We start from the raw sequence: 16,503 nt of genomic DNA on the forward strand, positions 1-16,503 counted from the left end.
AACGAGAGCTACTGCAAGTTGAACGAGGCTGGCTGGGACGTGTTGTCGCCCACGTGGGTGTACAGCAGGTAGCTGCCCGGATCGACGGGCTGGCGAGCCTCACACTGGCCCGGCGCGGAGGTAGTGCGGGACCAACCGGCCAGTTCGTAGTTTACTGCCTCGCCAGCCTTGATCTTTACGTCCCCGGTCACCTCCGGCGCATTGCAGTCGATATCGCCCCACACGCGCTGGTAGTTGCCCATCGTGAACACTTCGAATTTCAGCGGAGCATCATCAAGGTTGATGTCGCAATCCGCGCCAGTCGGGTTCTCAATCCTGGCGTAGAAGTTCGGCTGCTGATCCGCGTTGAACGTCGTCGCCCCTGGCCGAGCGGTGACCTTCAAGTCGGCCAGGGAGCAAGAATCCTTCTTCTTGTCCTCTGACGCCTTCGCCTCCGACTCCTTACTTTCGGATGCCTTCGCCTCCGATTCACTAGGATCCGCACCCTTCGGCGGCTCCGGCGGGCTAGACATGTCCTGCTGTTCGGAAGTAGTCGTGGCAGATTCGGTAGCGGCCGTGTTCTCGGATTCCCCTCCTCCGCTGACCAGGCTGATCAAACCCCAGATCACGCCGATCACAGCGACCAGAATCACCACCGCGGCAATACGGCGGCGGATATACACTTCGCGTGGCAACGGGCGCCTGTTGTCTTCCTCAGTCACACAACCAATGCTAAATGCTGCCCACCCGCACACGGCGGATAGACACGGGTTGACCGCCCAAAATAGCCCACGAAATGGCTAGTAGATGCGCTGCGCGCCCTCAATATCTAGCCCGTAACTGACCAGTGGCTCGGCCAGCCCATCGGACAGGCGGTAGCGCAGTCCAACCACGGCGCAACGCTTGTCCGCCAGGCGCGCCTGGATCTCCGGCGAACGATCCACGATGTGGTCGGCAATCTCTGCAACGTGGTTGCGTTCGAAGGCGTCACTACTTTCCATCCCGCGCTTCTTCGCCGACAGCAACGAGGGCGTAACCTTCTCCACCAACACGCGCTGGAAGCCGGACGGCATGTCCCCGCCGTGCAGCGCCCGGGAGGCCGCAGCGACCGCGCCGCACTTCTCGTGCCCCAGCACAACCACCAGCGGCACCTCCAGGGAATCCACCGCGAACTCCAGGGAGGCCAGCACGGACAGGTCGGTAATCTCCCCGGCAGTGCGGATCACGAACACATCGCCCAACCCCTGGTCGAAGAGGATCTCCACCGGCGCTCGAGAATCGGAGCACGCCAGCACCACTGCTTGTGGCTTCTGCCCTTCCTGCAGGGTGATGCGACGGCTGAGGTCCTGGTGTGGGTGGTCAGATTCACCGCGCATGAATCTGGCGTTGCCCTCGCGCAGGCTGTCCCATGCCTCCAGCGGGGTTTTGTGATGGCTCGAAGTCATGCATCCATTGTGCACCGCGATACAGTGATTCGTGCAATGAACTCCCCACACGCTGACTCCTCGGACTCGGCAGCCGAGCTGCCCGCCAAGCTGAACAACTGGTACGCCCGGCACGCCCGCGACCTGCCGTGGCGCCACCCGGATACGAGCCCGTGGGCGATCCTGCTCAGCGAAGTGATGAGCCAGCAGACCCCAGTCGCCCGCGTGATCCCTCTCTGGACTGCCTGGTTGGAACGCTGGCCCACCCCGGCAGACCTGGCGCAGGCCCCGAAATCCGAGATCCTAAGAATGTGGGCCAACCTGGGCTATCCCCGACGCGCTCTGCGACTCAAGGAGTGCGCAATCGCCTGTGTGGAGCGCCACGGAGGTCAGGTTCCCAGCGACATCACCGACCTCGAAGCCCTGCCAGGGATCGGCCACTACACCGCCCGCGCCGTCGCCGCTTTCGCATTCGGCCAGGCCGTGCCGGTCGTGGATACGAACGTCCGCCGCGTCTACCGGCGCCTTGTCGACGGCCGCTACCTGCAAGGTCCCGCCCGTGCGCGCGACTTGGCGGATGTGGCATCGTTGCTGCCCCACGTGGATCCGGACCCTCGTTTGGTTCGACGCCACCTCCCCCGCCCGCCGCACTCTCAGCCCACTGACCAGCCCACCGGCCAGCCCACCGACTCGACCGCCACCGCAGATGCCGCTGATGCCGCAGATGCCGCAGATGCCGCGAATCTGATGTGCGCGGCGCTGATGGAACTCGGCGCCCTGGTGTGCACCGCGAAGAGCCCGGCGTGCGACCGCTGCCCCGTGGTGGACGACTGCGCGTGGGTGAAAGCGGGCAAGCCGCAGCCCACCGAGGAGGAAGCGGCAGCCGCTGCCCGGCGCGTGCAGAAATTCGAGGGAACCGATCGCCAGGTACGCGGAAAGATTATGGAACTATTGCGAAAAACGGGGGACGGTGGCGTCACAAAAAAAGAAATAGACCTGCTGTGGCCCGGGCAGGAACAGCGCGAGCGAGCCCTGCAATCGCTGCTTAACGACGGGCTTGTGGCCCGTGACGAGGGAAAATACCATCTGCCGCACTAAGCAGCATTACGCAAGCGGTTTTGTACGGCTTAGGTTTCACGGGTAGATGTGCATTAGAGTGATGTGAGTTACCCAAATCACAATAGGAATGTTTTATGTCGACTCCTACCTCCTCGACTGGCAAGCGTCCGAACACGACAACCACCGTGGCGGCCGTAGGCCTGATGCTCTTCTCCATGTTCTTCGGCGCCGGCAACCTCATCTTCCCGCCCATGCTCGGTGTGGAATCCGGTGACAACTTCTCCCCCGCCATGATCGGCTTCCTCCTAACCGGAGTGCTCATGCCGGTGCTGACGGTCATCGCCATCGCAATCTCCGGTACCGGCGTGCGCGACCTAGCTTCCCGCGCTGGTGCGCTTTTCGGTCTCATCTTCGCCATCGTCGCCTACCTGTCCATCGGCGCACTGTACGCCGTGCCCCGCGCCGCAGCCATCGGCTACGAACTGGGCATCGAGTCCACCTTCAACCTGACCGGCGGCTGGTGGCGCCTGGCAGGCACGTTCGCCTTCTTCCTAGTGTGCTACTTGCTCACGCTCTGGCCCGGCAAGGTCGTGGACACCCTGGGCAAGGCTCTGACCCCGCTGCTGTTGATCTTGCTGGCCGTGCTGGCCATCGTCGGCCTGCAGAAGCTGAACGATCCCAGCATCCCGGCGACGGAGGAGTACTCCTCCAACCCGCTGGTCAGCGGCATCTCTCAGGGCTACTTCACGATGGACTCCATCGGCGCGCTGGCGTTCGCGCTGATCGTCGTGAGCGCCTTTAGCCAGAAGGGCGAAACCGATCACAAGCGGATCGTCAAGCTCTCCGGCATTGCCGCCTTCACCGCCGGCTTCTTCCTGATGCTGGTTTACTTGGGCCTGGGGCTGGTCGGCGCCCGCATGCCGGATAAGGAAAGTTACAGCGACGGCGCTGCACTCCTAAGCTCGGCTGCACACCTGACCATGGGCAACACCGGTGAGATCGTGTTCTCGCTGATCGTGCTGCTGGCCTGCATCACCACCGTCGTTGGTCTAACCGCGGCGACGTCCACGTTCTTCCATGAGCTGGTTCCGCAGATCAGCTACCGCTGGTGGGCGACGATCCTGACGCTCGTCGGCCTGGCGATCGCCAACCTGGGCCTGGAGAAAATCCTGAGCGTATCCGGCCCGGTCATCGGTCTTATCTACCCGCCGGCGATCATACTGATCACGCTGTCCTACGTGCACCTGCTGTTCCGCCAGCACAAGCTCGTGTTCTCCTACCGCATCGGCGTGGCCGTTGCCTTCGTGTTCTCCTTCGTCGACTTCCTGGCTTCGCTGAACGTTCCGGTCGAGTCGGTACAGAATGCGCTGAGCTGGATTCCGCTGATGGACGCCGGCATGGGATGGCTGCTACCGACCACCGTCTTCACCATCATTGGCCTGGCCATCGACCTGAGCCGCAAGGTGCCCAACGACGAGGACGAGGAAGTAGATCTCGAAGCTCTGGACCCGTTCACAGCCAATGTGGACGAAGAAGCCCCGGTTTCTCAGTCCTAACTAGCAATATCTAACACTTTCCCGGGGGAATACGTTTAGGATTTTCCTATGACGTTTCCCCGTAAGAGTTTCCACCGCCTTCGTTTCACCCGTTCCCTAGCCGCGGCCTGTGCAGTTCTTCTGCCCGCGGCCGCCGTATCGGCCACGCCTGTGGCTGTAGCCGCCCCCTCCCAGGGCGGCTTTTATGGTTCCGTGGAAGGTTCGCTATCCAGGGCCGCAGCCACGGGCAGTGGCAAGTCCGCCGTCGGCTCCCTGCCTAACCACGATCCGGACGGGTTCTACTCCTCCCTGCCGCTGCAGGTGAAGGGTAAGCCAGGGGAAATCTTGAAGACCGCCCCCAGCAACTTCGCACTTGGCATCCCCTTCGTCGACTGGACCAACAGCGAAGCCCAGCGCGTGGCTTATGTTTCCACCAACTCTCGCGGTGAAACCGTCCCCGTCACCGGCACCGTCCTGGTGCCCCGAGCCCCCTACACCGGCGGCGGCGAGCGTCCTTTGCTGGTCGTTGCGCCGGGCACCCAGGGCAGCGGTGATGCGTGCGCCCCGGGCAAGCTGCTGCCACTGGGGCTGGAATACGAGGCCACCCCTGTCGCCGCCGCGCTCTCCCGCGGTTGGGCGGTGGCGCTGACGGACCTGAACGGTTTGGGCAGCCCAGCCCAGCACACCTACATGAATCGCGTAGATCAGGGCAACGCCACCCTGGACATGGCTCGCGCAGCCAAGAACATGCAGCGGGTGCCGAAGTCCGCACCGGTAGCGCTGTGGGGTTACTCGCAGGGCGGTGGATCTTCCGCCGCAGCACTCGAGCTGGCCGCAACCTACGCCCCCGAGATCAACCTGAAGGCCGGCTACGCCGGCGGCGTGCCGGCCGATCTGGCCATGACTTCCACCGCCATCGACAACGGCCCACTGGCCGCTGCTTTGGGCTACACACTGAATGGCTTCCTGATCTCTAACCCAGAGATCCGCGATGCCGTCGAGTCGCGCATGAATGCCAAGGGCAAGGAATATGTACGCAAGACCGCCAGCGAGTGCCTCCCCGAATCACTGGCGCGCCACGCCTACACCGACACACGCACCCTGACAAAGTCCGGCGAATCGCTTACGGAACTGTTGCGGCAGGAGCCTTTTAAGAAGCTTGTTGACGCCCAACGCATCGGCAACCGCCCACCCCAGGTCCCTGTGTACGTGGGGCATGGCACGAATGATGACACGATCCCCGTGGAGCAGAGCCGCCGCATGGCCCGCCAGTGGGCAGAGGGTGGCACGAAGGTGAACTACGTGGAGCACAACATCCCCCGCACCGTTCCGCTGGGCGATCACATGCTGCCGATGTTTACGCACCTACTGCCGGCGCTGGACTGGCTGGATAATGTGCTCCACGGCCGCCCAGTGCCGTTCAACAAGGCTTAGTTAGCCTTTCTGATTCCAATCGTTGCTGGAGTCTGCGGCGTCAAAATCCTTATCCTCCGGCACGTTGGCCTCGGCGGCGACAGACACAGCCTCCTGGGCCTCGTCGGCGGCCGCACCGTCAATGCCGACCTCCGGCAGTGGCTTGGGCTTGGTGCCGAAGACGAACTTCGCATCCTCGCCCTTGGACTCGCCGTCCCAGTTCTCGACGTCGACGGTGACGATTTCGCCGGCGCCGATCTCGCCGAACAGGATCTTCTCGGACAGGTGATCCTCGATCTCGCGCTGGATCGTTCGGCGTAGCGGACGAGCACCCAGCACTGGGTCGAATCCGCGCTTGGCCAGCAGGGACTTCGCCTGCTCGGTGAGCTCCAGATCCATGTCCTTTGCCTTCAGCGCGGCGCGCACGCGTCCCAACAGCAGGTCCACCATCTGCACGATCTGCTCGCGGGTCAGCTGGTGGAAGACCACAATGTCGTCGATACGGTTCAGGAACTCCGGACGGAAGTGCTTCTTCAGCTCGTCGTCGACCTTCTGCTTCATCCGCTCGTACTGGGTTTCCTCGTCGGCCTCGCCGGAGCTGCTGAAGCCCATGCCCACAGCCTTCGAGATGTCCCTGGTGCCCAGGTTCGAGGTGAAGATCAGGACAGTGTTCTTGAAGTCCACCATGCGGCCCTGGCCGTCGGTCAGGCGACCGTCTTCCAGCACCTGCAGCAGGGTGTTGTAGATCTCGGTGTGCGCCTTCTCGATCTCGTCGAACAGCACCACAGAGAACGGCTTGCGGCGGACCTTCTCGGTCAGCTGGCCGCCCTCGTCGTAGCCGACGTATCCCGGAGGGGCACCGAACAGGCGGGATGCCGTGAACTTGTCGTGGAACTCGCCCATGTCGATCTGGATCAGCGCATCGTCGTCGCCGAACAGGAACTCGGCCAGAGCCTTCGACAGCTCGGTCTTACCCACACCGGACGGGCCGGCGAAGATGAACGAACCGGACGGGCGCTTCGGGTCCTTCAGCCCAGCGCGGGTGCGGCGGATGGCGCGGGAGACAGCCTTGACGGCATCGTCCTGGCCGATGATGCGCTTGTGCAGCTCGTCTTCCATGTGCAGCAGGCGGGTGGACTCTTCCTCGGTGAGCTTGAACACGGGGATGCCGGTCCAGGTGCCCATGACCTCGGCGATCTGCTCCTCGCCGACCTCGGCGACCTCGTCCAGCTCACCTGCGCGCCAGGCCTTTTCCTTCTCCGCGCGCTCTTCGCCCAGCTTGCGCTCGTCGTCGCGCAGGGCTGCTGCCTTCTCGAAGTCCTGGTCGTCGATGGCGGCTTCCTTCTTGCGGCGCACCTCGGCGATCTTGTCGTCGACATCCTGGATGGACTTCGGGGCGGTCATGCGCTTGATACGCATGCGGGCGCCGGCCTCGTCGATCAGGTCCACGGCCTTATCCGGCAGGAAGCGGTCGTTGATGTAGCGGTCCGCCAACTGGGCTGCGGCCTTCAGCGCACCGTCAGTGATGGATACGCGGTGGTGCGCCTCGTAGCGGTCGCGCAGCCCCTTCAGGATCTCCACGGTCAGCTCGACAGAAGGTTCCGGGACCTGAACCGGCTGGAAGCGACGCTCCAGCGCGGCATCCTTCTCGATGTGCTTGCGGTACTCGTCCAGGGTGGTCGCACCGATGGTCTGCAGCTCGCCGCGAGCCAGCTTCGGCTTCAGGATGCTGGCAGCGTCGATCGCGCCCTCGGCGGCACCCGCACCGACCAGCGTGTGGATCTCGTCGATGAACAGGATGATGTCACCGCGCTGGTTGATCTCCTTCAGCACCTTCTTCAGGCGCTCCTCGAAGTCACCGCGGTAGCGGGAGCCCGCCACCAGGGAACCCAGGTCCAGGGAGTACAGCTGCTTATCCTTCAGCGTCTCCGGCACCTTTCCGTTGACAATGTCCAGCGCCAGGCCTTCCACCACAGCGGTTTTACCCACACCGGGCTCGCCGATAAGCACCGGGTTGTTCTTAGTGCGGCGGGACAGGACCTGCATGACGCGCTCGATTTCATTCTCGCGCCCCACAACCGGATCCAGCTTGCCATCCTTAGCGGCCTGGGTGAGGTTACGGCCGAACTGATCTAGCACCAGGGAGTTGGACTTCTGGCCAGGGCGGCTCGGTACACCTTCACCGGTGCTGCCCACGCCAGCAGCAGCGGGCTCGCCGCCGCCTTCTTCCTCGTTACCCTCGTAGCCGCTGAGCAGCTGGATCACCTGCTGGCGCACGCGGGACAGGTCAGCGCCGAGCTTGACCAGCACTTGCGCTGCCACGCCCTCACCCTCGCGGATGAGGCCCAGCAGGATGTGCTCGGTGCCGATGTACTTGTGGCCTAGCTGCAGCGCCTCGCGCAATGCGAGCTCCAGGACCTTCTTGGCCCGCGGGGTGAAGGGAATGTAGCCGCTCGGCGGGTGACCGCCGGTGCCGATGATGTCCTTGACTTCGGTACGCACGGCGTCCAGGGAGATACCCATGGATTCCAGGGCCTTCGCTGCTACGCCTTCGCCCTCCTGAATCAGGCCGAGCAGGATGTGCTCTGTGCCGATGTAGTTGTGATTCAGCGCGCGGGCTTCTTCCTGCGCCAACACAACGACGCGACGCGCGCGATCCGTGAACCTCTCGAACATGGTGTGCTCCCTTTACAAAAGATGTGGCTAGTTTCCAAAGACTTAGCTTGTGTATTCGCCAATGCTGCCCACCTTAGCCGTGAGTGCGGGCAACTCATATCGCCTTCCACACAACACTGCGTTGTCGCCGCCTTATTCCGACGCCCCTTCGACCCCAAATACCCCCATATCAGCAGGTCAACAACTATTCATGGCAGAATTTTCGACGCTGTACGCCGTCAGCGAACGCCCTTTCTGGCACGCATATAGACCGGCCATCTTTGCATAGTTATTTTTTCAAACCGAGAACTTTTTGCTTTGCGAACATTACAGTGATGTACACCACTAAAAAGATATAAACCGCTCAAGTCGAGGCGCCACTCCGGGTTAGTTCCCCGGGGCACTACCGATAGGCGCAGCCCCAAACGCCAACCCAACCCAAACGCCGACCCAAGGAGAGTTACCCAGAAATGAACGCAGCTGCAGCCGCCCAGCTAACGAAGCCCTCCCTCACTGAACAGATCGGAACCGCAGGCACGCTCCTAAAGGGCACTCTGCCACTGTTCAAGTCCGGCGTTCTGGGTTCAATGAGTCCGATCGCCGCGTCCAAGGCATTGAAGGGCGTTATCCAGTGGAGCTTCCTCCCCGCCGGCCTGCTAGCCATCGGCGCTGCACGCGACCCCTACCACACCGCCATCATCGATGACGCTGGGTCGATGACCTACCAAGAGCTGCACGAACAGTCCTCCACCTTGGCGCAAGCCCTGTTCCGCACCGGCGTCCGCGAACGCGATCGTATTGGCGTGCTGTGCCGCAACCACCGCGGCTTCATCCTTACCCTCTGCGCACACGGTCGGTTGGGTACAGACATTGTGCTGCTGAACACTGGGGCGTCCGCAAAACAGACCCAAGCCGTGCTACAGGAACAAAAGATCGACATCCTGTTTATCGACGAAGAGTTCCTCCCGCTACTACCGAAGGACTTCGACGCCTGCCCCGTGATCATCGCCTGGGAAGACGGCGACACGCTGGGGCTTTCCCGCGAGGCCGAGGCTGCACTGAAGAAGCCTTCCAATATTCAGGACGCAATCGATAGCGGCGACTACGCCACCCGCAACGAAGACTGGAGCACCCTGCACGAGGTAGTGCGGACTACCCCGGAGAACCTGTCCATTCCCAGCCGCCCACGCCAAGGCCGCACCATCATCCTCACCTCCGGCACCACCGGCACACCGAAGGGCGCGCGCCGACCGGAACCGAAGACGTACATGCCGGCGTCGTCGATCATGAGCCGCATCCCGATGCGCCACCACCGCCCCTCCTTCCTCTCCGCGCCGATGTTCCACACCTGGGGATTCGCGCAGATTCAGCTGGCGCTCGCGCTGCGCAACACCATGATTATGCAGCGGCGATTCTCCCCTGAAGGGGCCGTGAAGCTGATCGAGAAGAACCGCCCGTACACCATCGCCATGGTGCCGACGATGCTGCGCCGCATGCTGGAGGTCGTCCCGGAAGGATTCAACCCCGGCACGAAGATCATTGCCACCTCCGGCGAGGCGCTGCCACCGAAGGTCGTGCGCGAGACGCAGGAGAAGTTCGGCGACGTGCTGTACAACCTGTACGGGTCGACGGAGGTCAGCTGGGCTTCCATTGCCACCCCGGAGGAGCTGCGCAAGCACATCAACACTGCAGGTAAGCCGCCAATGGCGACGACGCTGAAGATTCTGGACGAGGATGGCAAGGAGCTGCCGGACGGCGAGATTGGACGCATCTTCGTGAAGAACGACATGCTGTTCGAGGGCTACACACGCCCCGGCTCTGACAAGGAAATCATCGATGGCATGGTCGCTACCGGCGACCTGGGATACTACAACGAGGACGGGCTGCTGTTCATCTCTGGCCGCAGCGACGACATGATCGTTTCCGGTGGCGAGAACGTCTTCCCACAGGAGACCGAGGACGTGATCAACTCCATGGACTTCGTTGCCGAGTCCGCTGTGCGAGGCGTGGAGGATCCGGAGTTCGGCCAGGCACTGTGCACATGGGTCGTGCCGGAGGGCAAGAGCGCAGCCGAACTGACCGACGCCGAGAAGGCGGAATTCGAGGAGCAGGCGAAGCTGCAGGTCAAGGCTCACTTGGCTCGCCACAGTGTACCGCGTTACTTCGTATACCTGGACAAGCTGCCCCGCAACGCGGTGGGCAAGGTGGTTCCGCGCGAGCTTCCGCAGCCCTAGTTGGGGTGAATGAGGCTGGCGCCTCGGCGGGCTGAGGGGCTGGAGCTTCGGCGGCCTGAGAGGCTGAGCCCAGCTCTCACTAAGCCCCACATGTCGTTAGAACGGGAATCTGTTACTGAACTCAATTTTCGACTAAGTAAAACCGCAGGTCAGAGCTTCGCGTAAAAGGTGGACGAGGTAGCACATGTGCAGAATTCCCGATCTAGCGACATTTGCCTTACACCACCCCCCTTAGATCTAGAGCGCTCGCCCCATCAGTCCCCCACTTGCACACCCACACCACTTGCACACCCGCACCACTTACAAGCGCCAGACGACACTAACCACCCCCTCCCGTTTCACCCTGCACTCTCCCAAAGACTGTAAATGTCGGAAAAGTTGCAGAACGTTATTGGGGATGATCGTTACTAAAACAAAAGCCCTGGTCAGCGAATCGCAGACCAAGGGTCAGGAATAGCAAGTCTGCAGTTTTGCAACTTTTCCGACATTTAGCAATACGTAAAGCCGGCAAGGGCTGTGGGCGTCATAAAACATGAATCACCAGAACACAACCGAAACAACCTCCTCAAACAACAGCAAGGGTGGCTGACCGCAGCCAGTGCCCCACGGCGTGCGCAATAATGATTGGCATGAGCCAGATCAGCAGCACCAATAGCAACCCCACCAGCAACCCCAACCAACCCCTCCGTCCGCGCGTGCTGTCCATCGCCGGTACGGATCCGACGGGCGGGGCGGGCGCACAGGCGGACCTGAAGTCCATCATGGCGGCGGGCGGCTACGGCATGTCCGTGATCACCGCGCTGGTCGCGCAGAATACGCAGGGTGTGCGCGAGATCCACACTCCCCCGCTGGATTTCCTCCGCGCGCAGCTCGATTCCGTCTTCGACGACGTCACCGTTGATGCTGTGAAGATCGGCATGCTCGGCGACACCCAAACCATCCAGACCGTCCGCGATTACCTGCAGAACCACCAGGTCACGACGGTGCTGGACCCGGTGGCGGTGGCTTCCTCGGGCGATCGGCTGCTCACCGCGGACGCCGAGGACGCACTGCGGGACTTCGCTGCCGCTTCTTCGGTAGTGACGCCGAACCTCCCCGAGCTCGCACTCCTGACTAAGACTGACATTGCCAGCAGCGAGCAAGATGCCGTGGACATCGCCGCGAAGTGGGCGCGGGAAACCGACACCACCGTGATCGTGAAGCTGGGGCACCTGGCTGGGCCGGAGGCCGGAAACATTGCCGTGGCCCCGAACGGGCAGACGCACAAGGTCAGCTCCCCGCGCGTGGAAACAAAAAACACCCACGGCACGGGGTGTTCTTTGTCTTCCGCACTGGCCACCAGACTGGGCGCGGGAGATTCGCTAGAGGATGCGTTGGAATGGTCCACAAAATGGCTCAACGAGGCCATCGCCAATGCCGACAAGTTGCTAGTCGGTCAAGGCCATGGCCCCGTTGATCACTCAGTGCGCCTGTTCTAGGCAGGCGCCAGCTAGGCAGCTGGGCGCGAGCGCGGGCGCAGGCAGCTGGGCGCGGGCGCGGGCGCGCGGCTCGCACCGTAGCCGCCGCCTCGCGCACCAGCGGCCGGCTCTTACTTGAGCTCCTTGGAGGAAAGTCCCAGCTCACGGCGGGCGACGACCAGCTGCTGGATCTGCTGGGTGCCCTCAAAGATGTCCAGGATCTTGGAGTCGCGAGCCCACTTCTCCAGCAGGTCGCGCTCGGAGTAGCCGTAGGCACCGGCCATCTCGACTGCACGCAGGGTCAGGTCGGTGGCCATGCGGCCTGCCTTCGCCTTGCACTCGGAGGCTTCCTTGCTGTTCGGCTGCTTGTTGTCAGCCATCCAGCCTGCGCGCATCGTCATCAGGTATGCAGCTTCCCAGTCGCTCTCCAGGCGAATGTACTCGCTGGCGGCTGCGGGCTGGTTCCACGCGGGGGCGTCATAATCGATCTCTACACCTGCGTCGGTGAGGATCTCGCGCAGCTTCTCCAGGGAAGCGCGGGCAACACCGACGGCCATGGCGGCAACCATCGGGCGGGTGTTGTCGAAGGTGGCCATCACGCCGCCGAAGCCCTTCTTGGTGTCCACCTCCGGGGAGCCCAGCAGGTTCTCCTTCGGGATGCGGACGTTGTCCAGGATGAAGTGCGCGGTGTCGGAGGAGCGGATGCCCAGCTTGTGCTCCAGGCGGACCAGCTCGAAGCCCGGGGTGTCGCGCGGAACGACGAAGGACTTGATGGCCGCGCGGCCTGCGGACTTGTCGACGGATGCCCAGACGACAACGTGGGTGCAGCGCTCGCCGGCGGTGACGAAGATCTTCTCACCGTTCAGGACGTACTCGTCGCCATCCAGCTTGGCGGTGGCGGCAACTGCTGCAGAGTCAGAGCCGAACTGCGGCTCGGTAATGGCCATGGCGGCCCAGATCTTGCCGAAGCGCTCGAGCTGCTCGTCGTCGGCGACGGCAGCTACGGCTGCGTTGCCCAGACCCTGGTAGGGGATGGACAGGGTGAGTCCAACGTCGCCCCAGCAGGTCTCGATGACGTTGAGGATGGAGGCCATGTTGCCGCCATTCTTGACGCCCTCAGTCTTCTTCTTTTCATCGCCGCGGCCACCGGAGGCGCCAGCCATTGCCTGGCCGGCGTCTGCCATACCCTCGACCAGGCTGGCCATGGTGTCCAGCTCAACGGGGCGCTCGTGCTCCGCGAGGTCGTACTTGCGGGAGATGGGGCGGAAGATTTCGGCGGCGGCCTGGTGCGCTTGGTTCTGGCCCGCCTTCAAACGCTTGGGGAGTTCCAGATTAATCATGATGTGGTTCCTTCAAGTTCCTTGTGCTTATTCGATATGGATTCGAATTGTGGCGGGTTAGACGACGACTACGCCCTCGGCGATGCCGATGGCGCGCATGTCGCGGTACCAGCGCTCGACCGGGTGCTCCTTGGTGAAGCCGTGGCCACCGAGCAGCTGCACGCCGTCGAGACCCATGACCATGCCCTTGTCGGATGCGTAGCGGCGGGCAAGGCCAGCCTCGCGATTGAAGGACAGGCCCTGGTCCAGGCGGGATACGCCGCGCAGCAGGATCAGGCGCAGGCCGTCGAGCTCAATGCGCAGGTTGGCGACCATGAAGGCCACTGCCTGGCGGTGGGAGATCGGCTCGCCGAAAGCTTCGCGCTCGTTGACGTACTTCTTGGTGTACTCCAGGATGGCCTCGCCGGTGCCGGCTGCCAGTGCAGCCCAGCCCAGGCGGGAGCGGCGGATGATCTCTGCGTAGTTTTCCTTGCGCTCGTCGGCCGGCAGATCCTTGCCGCCCAGCAGCTGGCTGGCCGGAACGCGGACGTCCTTCAGCAGGACTCGACCCAGGGCTGCGCCGCGCAGACCCATGGACGGGTCAGCCTCGACAACCAGGCCCTCGGTGTCGGACTCGACGATGACGAAGGTGTTCTCGCCGTCCAGGTTCACGGCGATGACGAACAGCTCGGCCTTGCCGGCGTTCGGAACCATGGTCTTCACACCGTTGATCACGATGTCGTCTCCCTCGCGGACGGCGGTGGTCTGCAGGGTGAAGGGGTCGAACAGCGGGCGGGACTCAGAGACGACCACGGCGGCGGCCGGGACGGACTCGCCTGCGAACTCCGGCAGGTAGGTCTTCTGCTGGGAGTCGTCACCGTAGTTCGTGATGACGTTGGCCACGCCGGCCGGTGCCAGGATGGCGACGGCCTGGCCCATGTCGCCGTATGCCAGAGCCTCGGCGATCAGAGCGTTGGTGGTGGCGCCGGAGGCGGAGGCAATGCCTTCGTACTCTTCCGGCAGGTTGATCAGGGCAACGCCCAGCTCAGCGGCAGCCTCCAGCAGGCCTTCGGCCGGCTCGGATGCTTCGTTCTGGTCGTGGCCGGTGGGGCGCAGGCGCTCTTCTGCGAACTCGCGCACAGCAGCGACGATCATCTCCTGATCCTCGGTCGGGGTCAGGTCGAACGGCGCCTTGCCCGGTGCCGGGGTTTCGGTCGGGATCGGCTGGTTGTTCTCGTCGGTGGTCTGGTTTGCCAGACGTACCGGCTTGCCGGAGCCCTTGATCTTCTTGAACTGGCGGTTCACGGCACCCAGGGTGCGCATGCCGGTCTTGGTGGACTGGTAGGCAACGCGGTCCACCTTCTTGCTCAGACCGTACTTCTCTGCCAGGTCGGAGCCGGTGAACTTCGTCAAGACTCCCATGACGGTACCGATTGCGTCTCGCTTGATGTTGTTCAGGCCAGGAGTCGAATCGGCACGCTTGCTTCGGTCGCTCATTTCGTGCGGCCACCTTTCACTGGTTGTCAGCGCAAATTACATATCTGCATGTGCGGATAATTATGTACGTAGCATAAACCAGGATAATGGCGCGCATCACATTTTGAGACAAAACATTGGGGAAATTACACCCACACGGGCGAGCTGCACCCACGCTGCCCTACGCTCCTCCAGCGGCGGCGCCCCGAAGGCTACGCTTCCCCGCAGCAGCACCTCCCCCACCGGCGGTCCCCCACCGCCTCCCCCAACCGGCGGCGCCCCCGAAGGCTACGCCCCGGCGCGGCTGCCGCCTCCGCCTCCTGAGATTGCGAACTAGTTGTCACGCTCCGGCTTCACGATCGGGAACAGCACGGTCTCGCGGATGCCCAGGCCGGTCAGAGCCATCAGCAGTCGATCGATTCCCATGCCGGTACCTGCCGTCGGCGGCATGCCTTGCTCCATGGCGGCCAGGAAATCTTCGTCCAGACGCATTGCCTCGTCGTCACCATTGGCGGCCAGGCGTGCCTGATCCTCGAAACGCTCGCGCTGAATAACCGGATCCACCAGCTCGGAGTAGCCGGTGGCCAGCTCGAAGCCGCGGACGTACAGGTCCCACTTCTCCGTCACACCTGGCTTGCTGCGGTGCTGGCGGGTCAGCGGGGAGGTCTCGACCGGGAAGTTACGCACGAAGATGGGGCCTTCCAGCTGGTCCTCGCACAGGACCTCCCAGATTTCCTCCACCAGCTTGCCGTGGCCCCAGCCCCCCTTGACGGGAACGTCCAGGCCAATGACCTTGGCGATCTCCTTCAGTTCCTCAACGGTGGAGTCGATCGTCACCTCCGGCTGGCCGGGGTACTTGCGCGCAAGTGCCTCGTTCAGCGAGGGGTACATCTCGATTTCCTTCCACTCCCCGCCGAAGTCGAACTCGGTGCCGTCGGCCAGGCGCACCTTGCCGGTACCCTCCAGGTCGGTGCCCTTGGTCAGCTGGTCCACGATGTACTGGATGGACTCGCGGGTGGTACGCGCGCAGTCGTCGTAGTCGCCCCATGCTGCATAGGTCTCCAGCATCGCAAACTCCGGGGAGTGGGACTTGTCCACGCCCTCGTTGCGGAAGTTGCGGTTGATCTCGAAGACGCGGTCGATGCCACCGACCACAGCGCGCTTCAGGAACAGCTCCGGCGCAATGCGCAGGTACAGGTCGATATCCAGGGCGTTGGAGTGGGTCACGAACGGACGGGCCGCCGCGCCACCGTGCAGGGTCTGCAGCATCGGGGTCTCGATCTCTACGAAGCCCTCGCCCTCCATGTAGTCACGCAGCGCGCGGATGACCTTCACGCGGGTCATTGCGTTCTTGCGGGCTTCCTCGCGCACGATCAGGTCGTTGTAGCGCTGGCGTACGCGGGTCTCTTCGTTCATCTCAGCGAAAGCCACCGGCAGCGGACGCAGAGACTTTGCTGCCATGACCCACTCGCTGGCCATCACGGACAGCTCGCCGCGACGGGAGGCGATCACGCGACCCGTCACGCCGATAAAGTCGCCGAGGTCCACGTCGGCCTTCCACGCAGCCAGCGCGTCCTCCCCTACCTCCGCCAGGGAAAGCATGGCCTGCAGCTGCGTGCCGTCGCCGTCCTGCAGCGTGGCGAAGCACAGTTTTCCGGTGTTACGCATGAAGATCAGGCGACCGGTAATGCTGACGACGTCCTGGGTTTCTTCGCCTGCGGCGAGGTAAGTGACGCCCTCTGTTTCAACCGGCTGCGCCTCAGCTTCACCGTCATCCTTCTTCACGGCCCACTGTGCGCGTACCTCGGCCAGGGAGTGGGTGCGTGGCACCTCTACCGGGTAGGCGTCCTTGCCGGATTCGAGGATGCGCTGCCGCTTTTCGCGGCGGATGCGTAGCTGTTCGGGCAGGTCTTGTGCGGGGGTATTTGCTGCGTCAGTCACGCTTACAAAGC

Annotated in this window: 11 protein-coding genes; 5 read left to right on the forward strand and 6 right to left on the reverse strand. The window is 63.2% G+C overall.

All coding sequences use genetic code 11. The features are described from left to right. Positions 1-8: 8 nt before the first annotated feature. Both CRD15_RS02410 and CRD15_RS02415 read right to left on the reverse strand, forming a co-directional pair. A complete protein-coding gene (locus tag CRD15_RS02410; RefSeq protein WP_034974918.1) occupies positions 9-701 on the reverse strand; it encodes a hypothetical protein in 693 nt (230 codons plus the stop codon). 78 nt (positions 702-779) lie between these two features. After that, positions 780-1,424 (reverse strand): carbonic anhydrase, encoded by a 645-nt coding sequence (locus CRD15_RS02415; RefSeq protein WP_034969790.1) that lies wholly within the window; start codon positions 1,422-1,424, stop codon positions 780-782. Between the two features lie 36 nt (positions 1,425-1,460). Between CRD15_RS02415 and CRD15_RS02420 the strand changes: the two genes are divergently transcribed. The 3 genes from CRD15_RS02420 to CRD15_RS02430 all read left to right on the forward strand — a co-directional run bounded on the left by CRD15_RS02420 (position 1,461) and on the right by CRD15_RS02430 (position 5,431). Next, positions 1,461-2,501, forward strand: coding sequence for an A/G-specific adenine glycosylase (locus CRD15_RS02420; protein WP_187401810.1), 1,041 nt, complete (start codon positions 1,461-1,463; stop codon positions 2,499-2,501). Between the two features lie 95 nt (positions 2,502-2,596). After that, positions 2,597-4,018: a branched-chain amino acid transport system II carrier protein gene (brnQ, locus tag CRD15_RS02425; protein ID WP_187401811.1), complete on the forward strand. Its 1,422-nt coding sequence runs from the start codon at positions 2,597-2,599 to the stop codon at positions 4,016-4,018. A gap of 48 nt (positions 4,019-4,066) precedes the next feature. Then, positions 4,067-5,431 carry a lipase family protein gene (locus CRD15_RS02430; RefSeq protein WP_043012597.1) on the forward strand — a complete coding sequence of 455 codons (1,365 nt, stop codon included), beginning with the start codon at positions 4,067-4,069 and terminating at the stop codon, positions 5,429-5,431. On the opposite strand, the gene CRD15_RS02435 is transcribed toward CRD15_RS02430, so the two are convergent. After that, on the reverse strand, positions 5,432-8,086 hold the full coding sequence (locus CRD15_RS02435) for an ATP-dependent Clp protease ATP-binding subunit (RefSeq protein ID WP_043012598.1): 2,655 nt from the start codon (positions 8,084-8,086) through the stop codon (positions 5,432-5,434). Positions 8,087-8,535: 449 nt separating this feature from the next. Here CRD15_RS02435 and CRD15_RS02440 point away from each other — a divergent pair, with 449 nt between their 5' ends. Next, complete coding sequence (locus CRD15_RS02440; RefSeq protein WP_043012599.1) at positions 8,536-10,299, forward strand: AMP-binding protein; 1,764 nt, start codon at positions 8,536-8,538, stop codon at positions 10,297-10,299. 629 nt (positions 10,300-10,928) lie between these two features. Then, positions 10,929-11,777, forward strand: coding sequence for a bifunctional hydroxymethylpyrimidine kinase/phosphomethylpyrimidine kinase (thiD, locus tag CRD15_RS02445; RefSeq protein WP_230580661.1), 849 nt, complete (start codon positions 10,929-10,931; stop codon positions 11,775-11,777). 110 nt (positions 11,778-11,887) lie between these two features. On the opposite strand, the gene CRD15_RS02450 is transcribed toward thiD, so the two are convergent. From CRD15_RS02450 to lysS, 3 genes are all read right to left on the reverse strand, one after another. After that, complete coding sequence (locus CRD15_RS02450; RefSeq protein ID WP_034969112.1) at positions 11,888-13,096, reverse strand: acyl-CoA dehydrogenase family protein; 1,209 nt, start codon at positions 13,094-13,096, stop codon at positions 11,888-11,890. A 57-nt stretch (positions 13,097-13,153) separates the two neighbouring features. Beyond that, positions 13,154-14,572 (reverse strand): acyl-CoA dehydrogenase family protein, encoded by a 1,419-nt coding sequence (locus tag CRD15_RS02455; RefSeq protein WP_034992452.1) that lies wholly within the window; start codon positions 14,570-14,572, stop codon positions 13,154-13,156. 312 nt (positions 14,573-14,884) lie between these two features. After that, a complete protein-coding gene (lysS, locus tag CRD15_RS02460; RefSeq protein ID WP_187401812.1) occupies positions 14,885-16,492 on the reverse strand; it encodes a lysine--tRNA ligase in 1,608 nt (535 codons plus the stop codon). Between the last annotated feature and the right edge of the window lie 11 nt (positions 16,493-16,503).

Origin of the sequence: Corynebacterium sp. LK28, assembly GCF_014335105.1 — a bacterium.
Lineage (GTDB): Bacteria > Actinomycetota > Actinomycetes > Mycobacteriales > Mycobacteriaceae > Corynebacterium > Corynebacterium macclintockiae.

Coding starts and splice junctions, on each gene's coding strand:
- CRD15_RS02415 (WP_034969790.1), bottom strand. CDS start 1,424: ATGACTTCGAGCCATCACAAAACCCCGCTGGAGGCATGGGACAGCCTG.
- CRD15_RS02420 (WP_187401810.1), top strand. CDS start 1,461: ATGAACTCCCCACACGCTGACTCCTCGGACTCGGCAGCCGAGCTGCCC.
- brnQ (WP_187401811.1), top strand. CDS start 2,597: ATGTCGACTCCTACCTCCTCGACTGGCAAGCGTCCGAACACGACAACC.
- CRD15_RS02430 (WP_043012597.1), top strand. CDS start 4,067: ATGACGTTTCCCCGTAAGAGTTTCCACCGCCTTCGTTTCACCCGTTCC.
- CRD15_RS02435 (WP_043012598.1), bottom strand. CDS start 8,086: ATGTTCGAGAGGTTCACGGATCGCGCGCGTCGCGTCGTTGTGTTGGCG.
- CRD15_RS02440 (WP_043012599.1), top strand. CDS start 8,536: ATGAACGCAGCTGCAGCCGCCCAGCTAACGAAGCCCTCCCTCACTGAA.
- thiD (WP_230580661.1), top strand. CDS start 10,929: ATGAGCCAGATCAGCAGCACCAATAGCAACCCCACCAGCAACCCCAAC.
- CRD15_RS02450 (WP_034969112.1), bottom strand. CDS start 13,096: ATGATTAATCTGGAACTCCCCAAGCGTTTGAAGGCGGGCCAGAACCAA.
- CRD15_RS02455 (WP_034992452.1), bottom strand. CDS start 14,572: ATGAGCGACCGAAGCAAGCGTGCCGATTCGACTCCTGGCCTGAACAAC.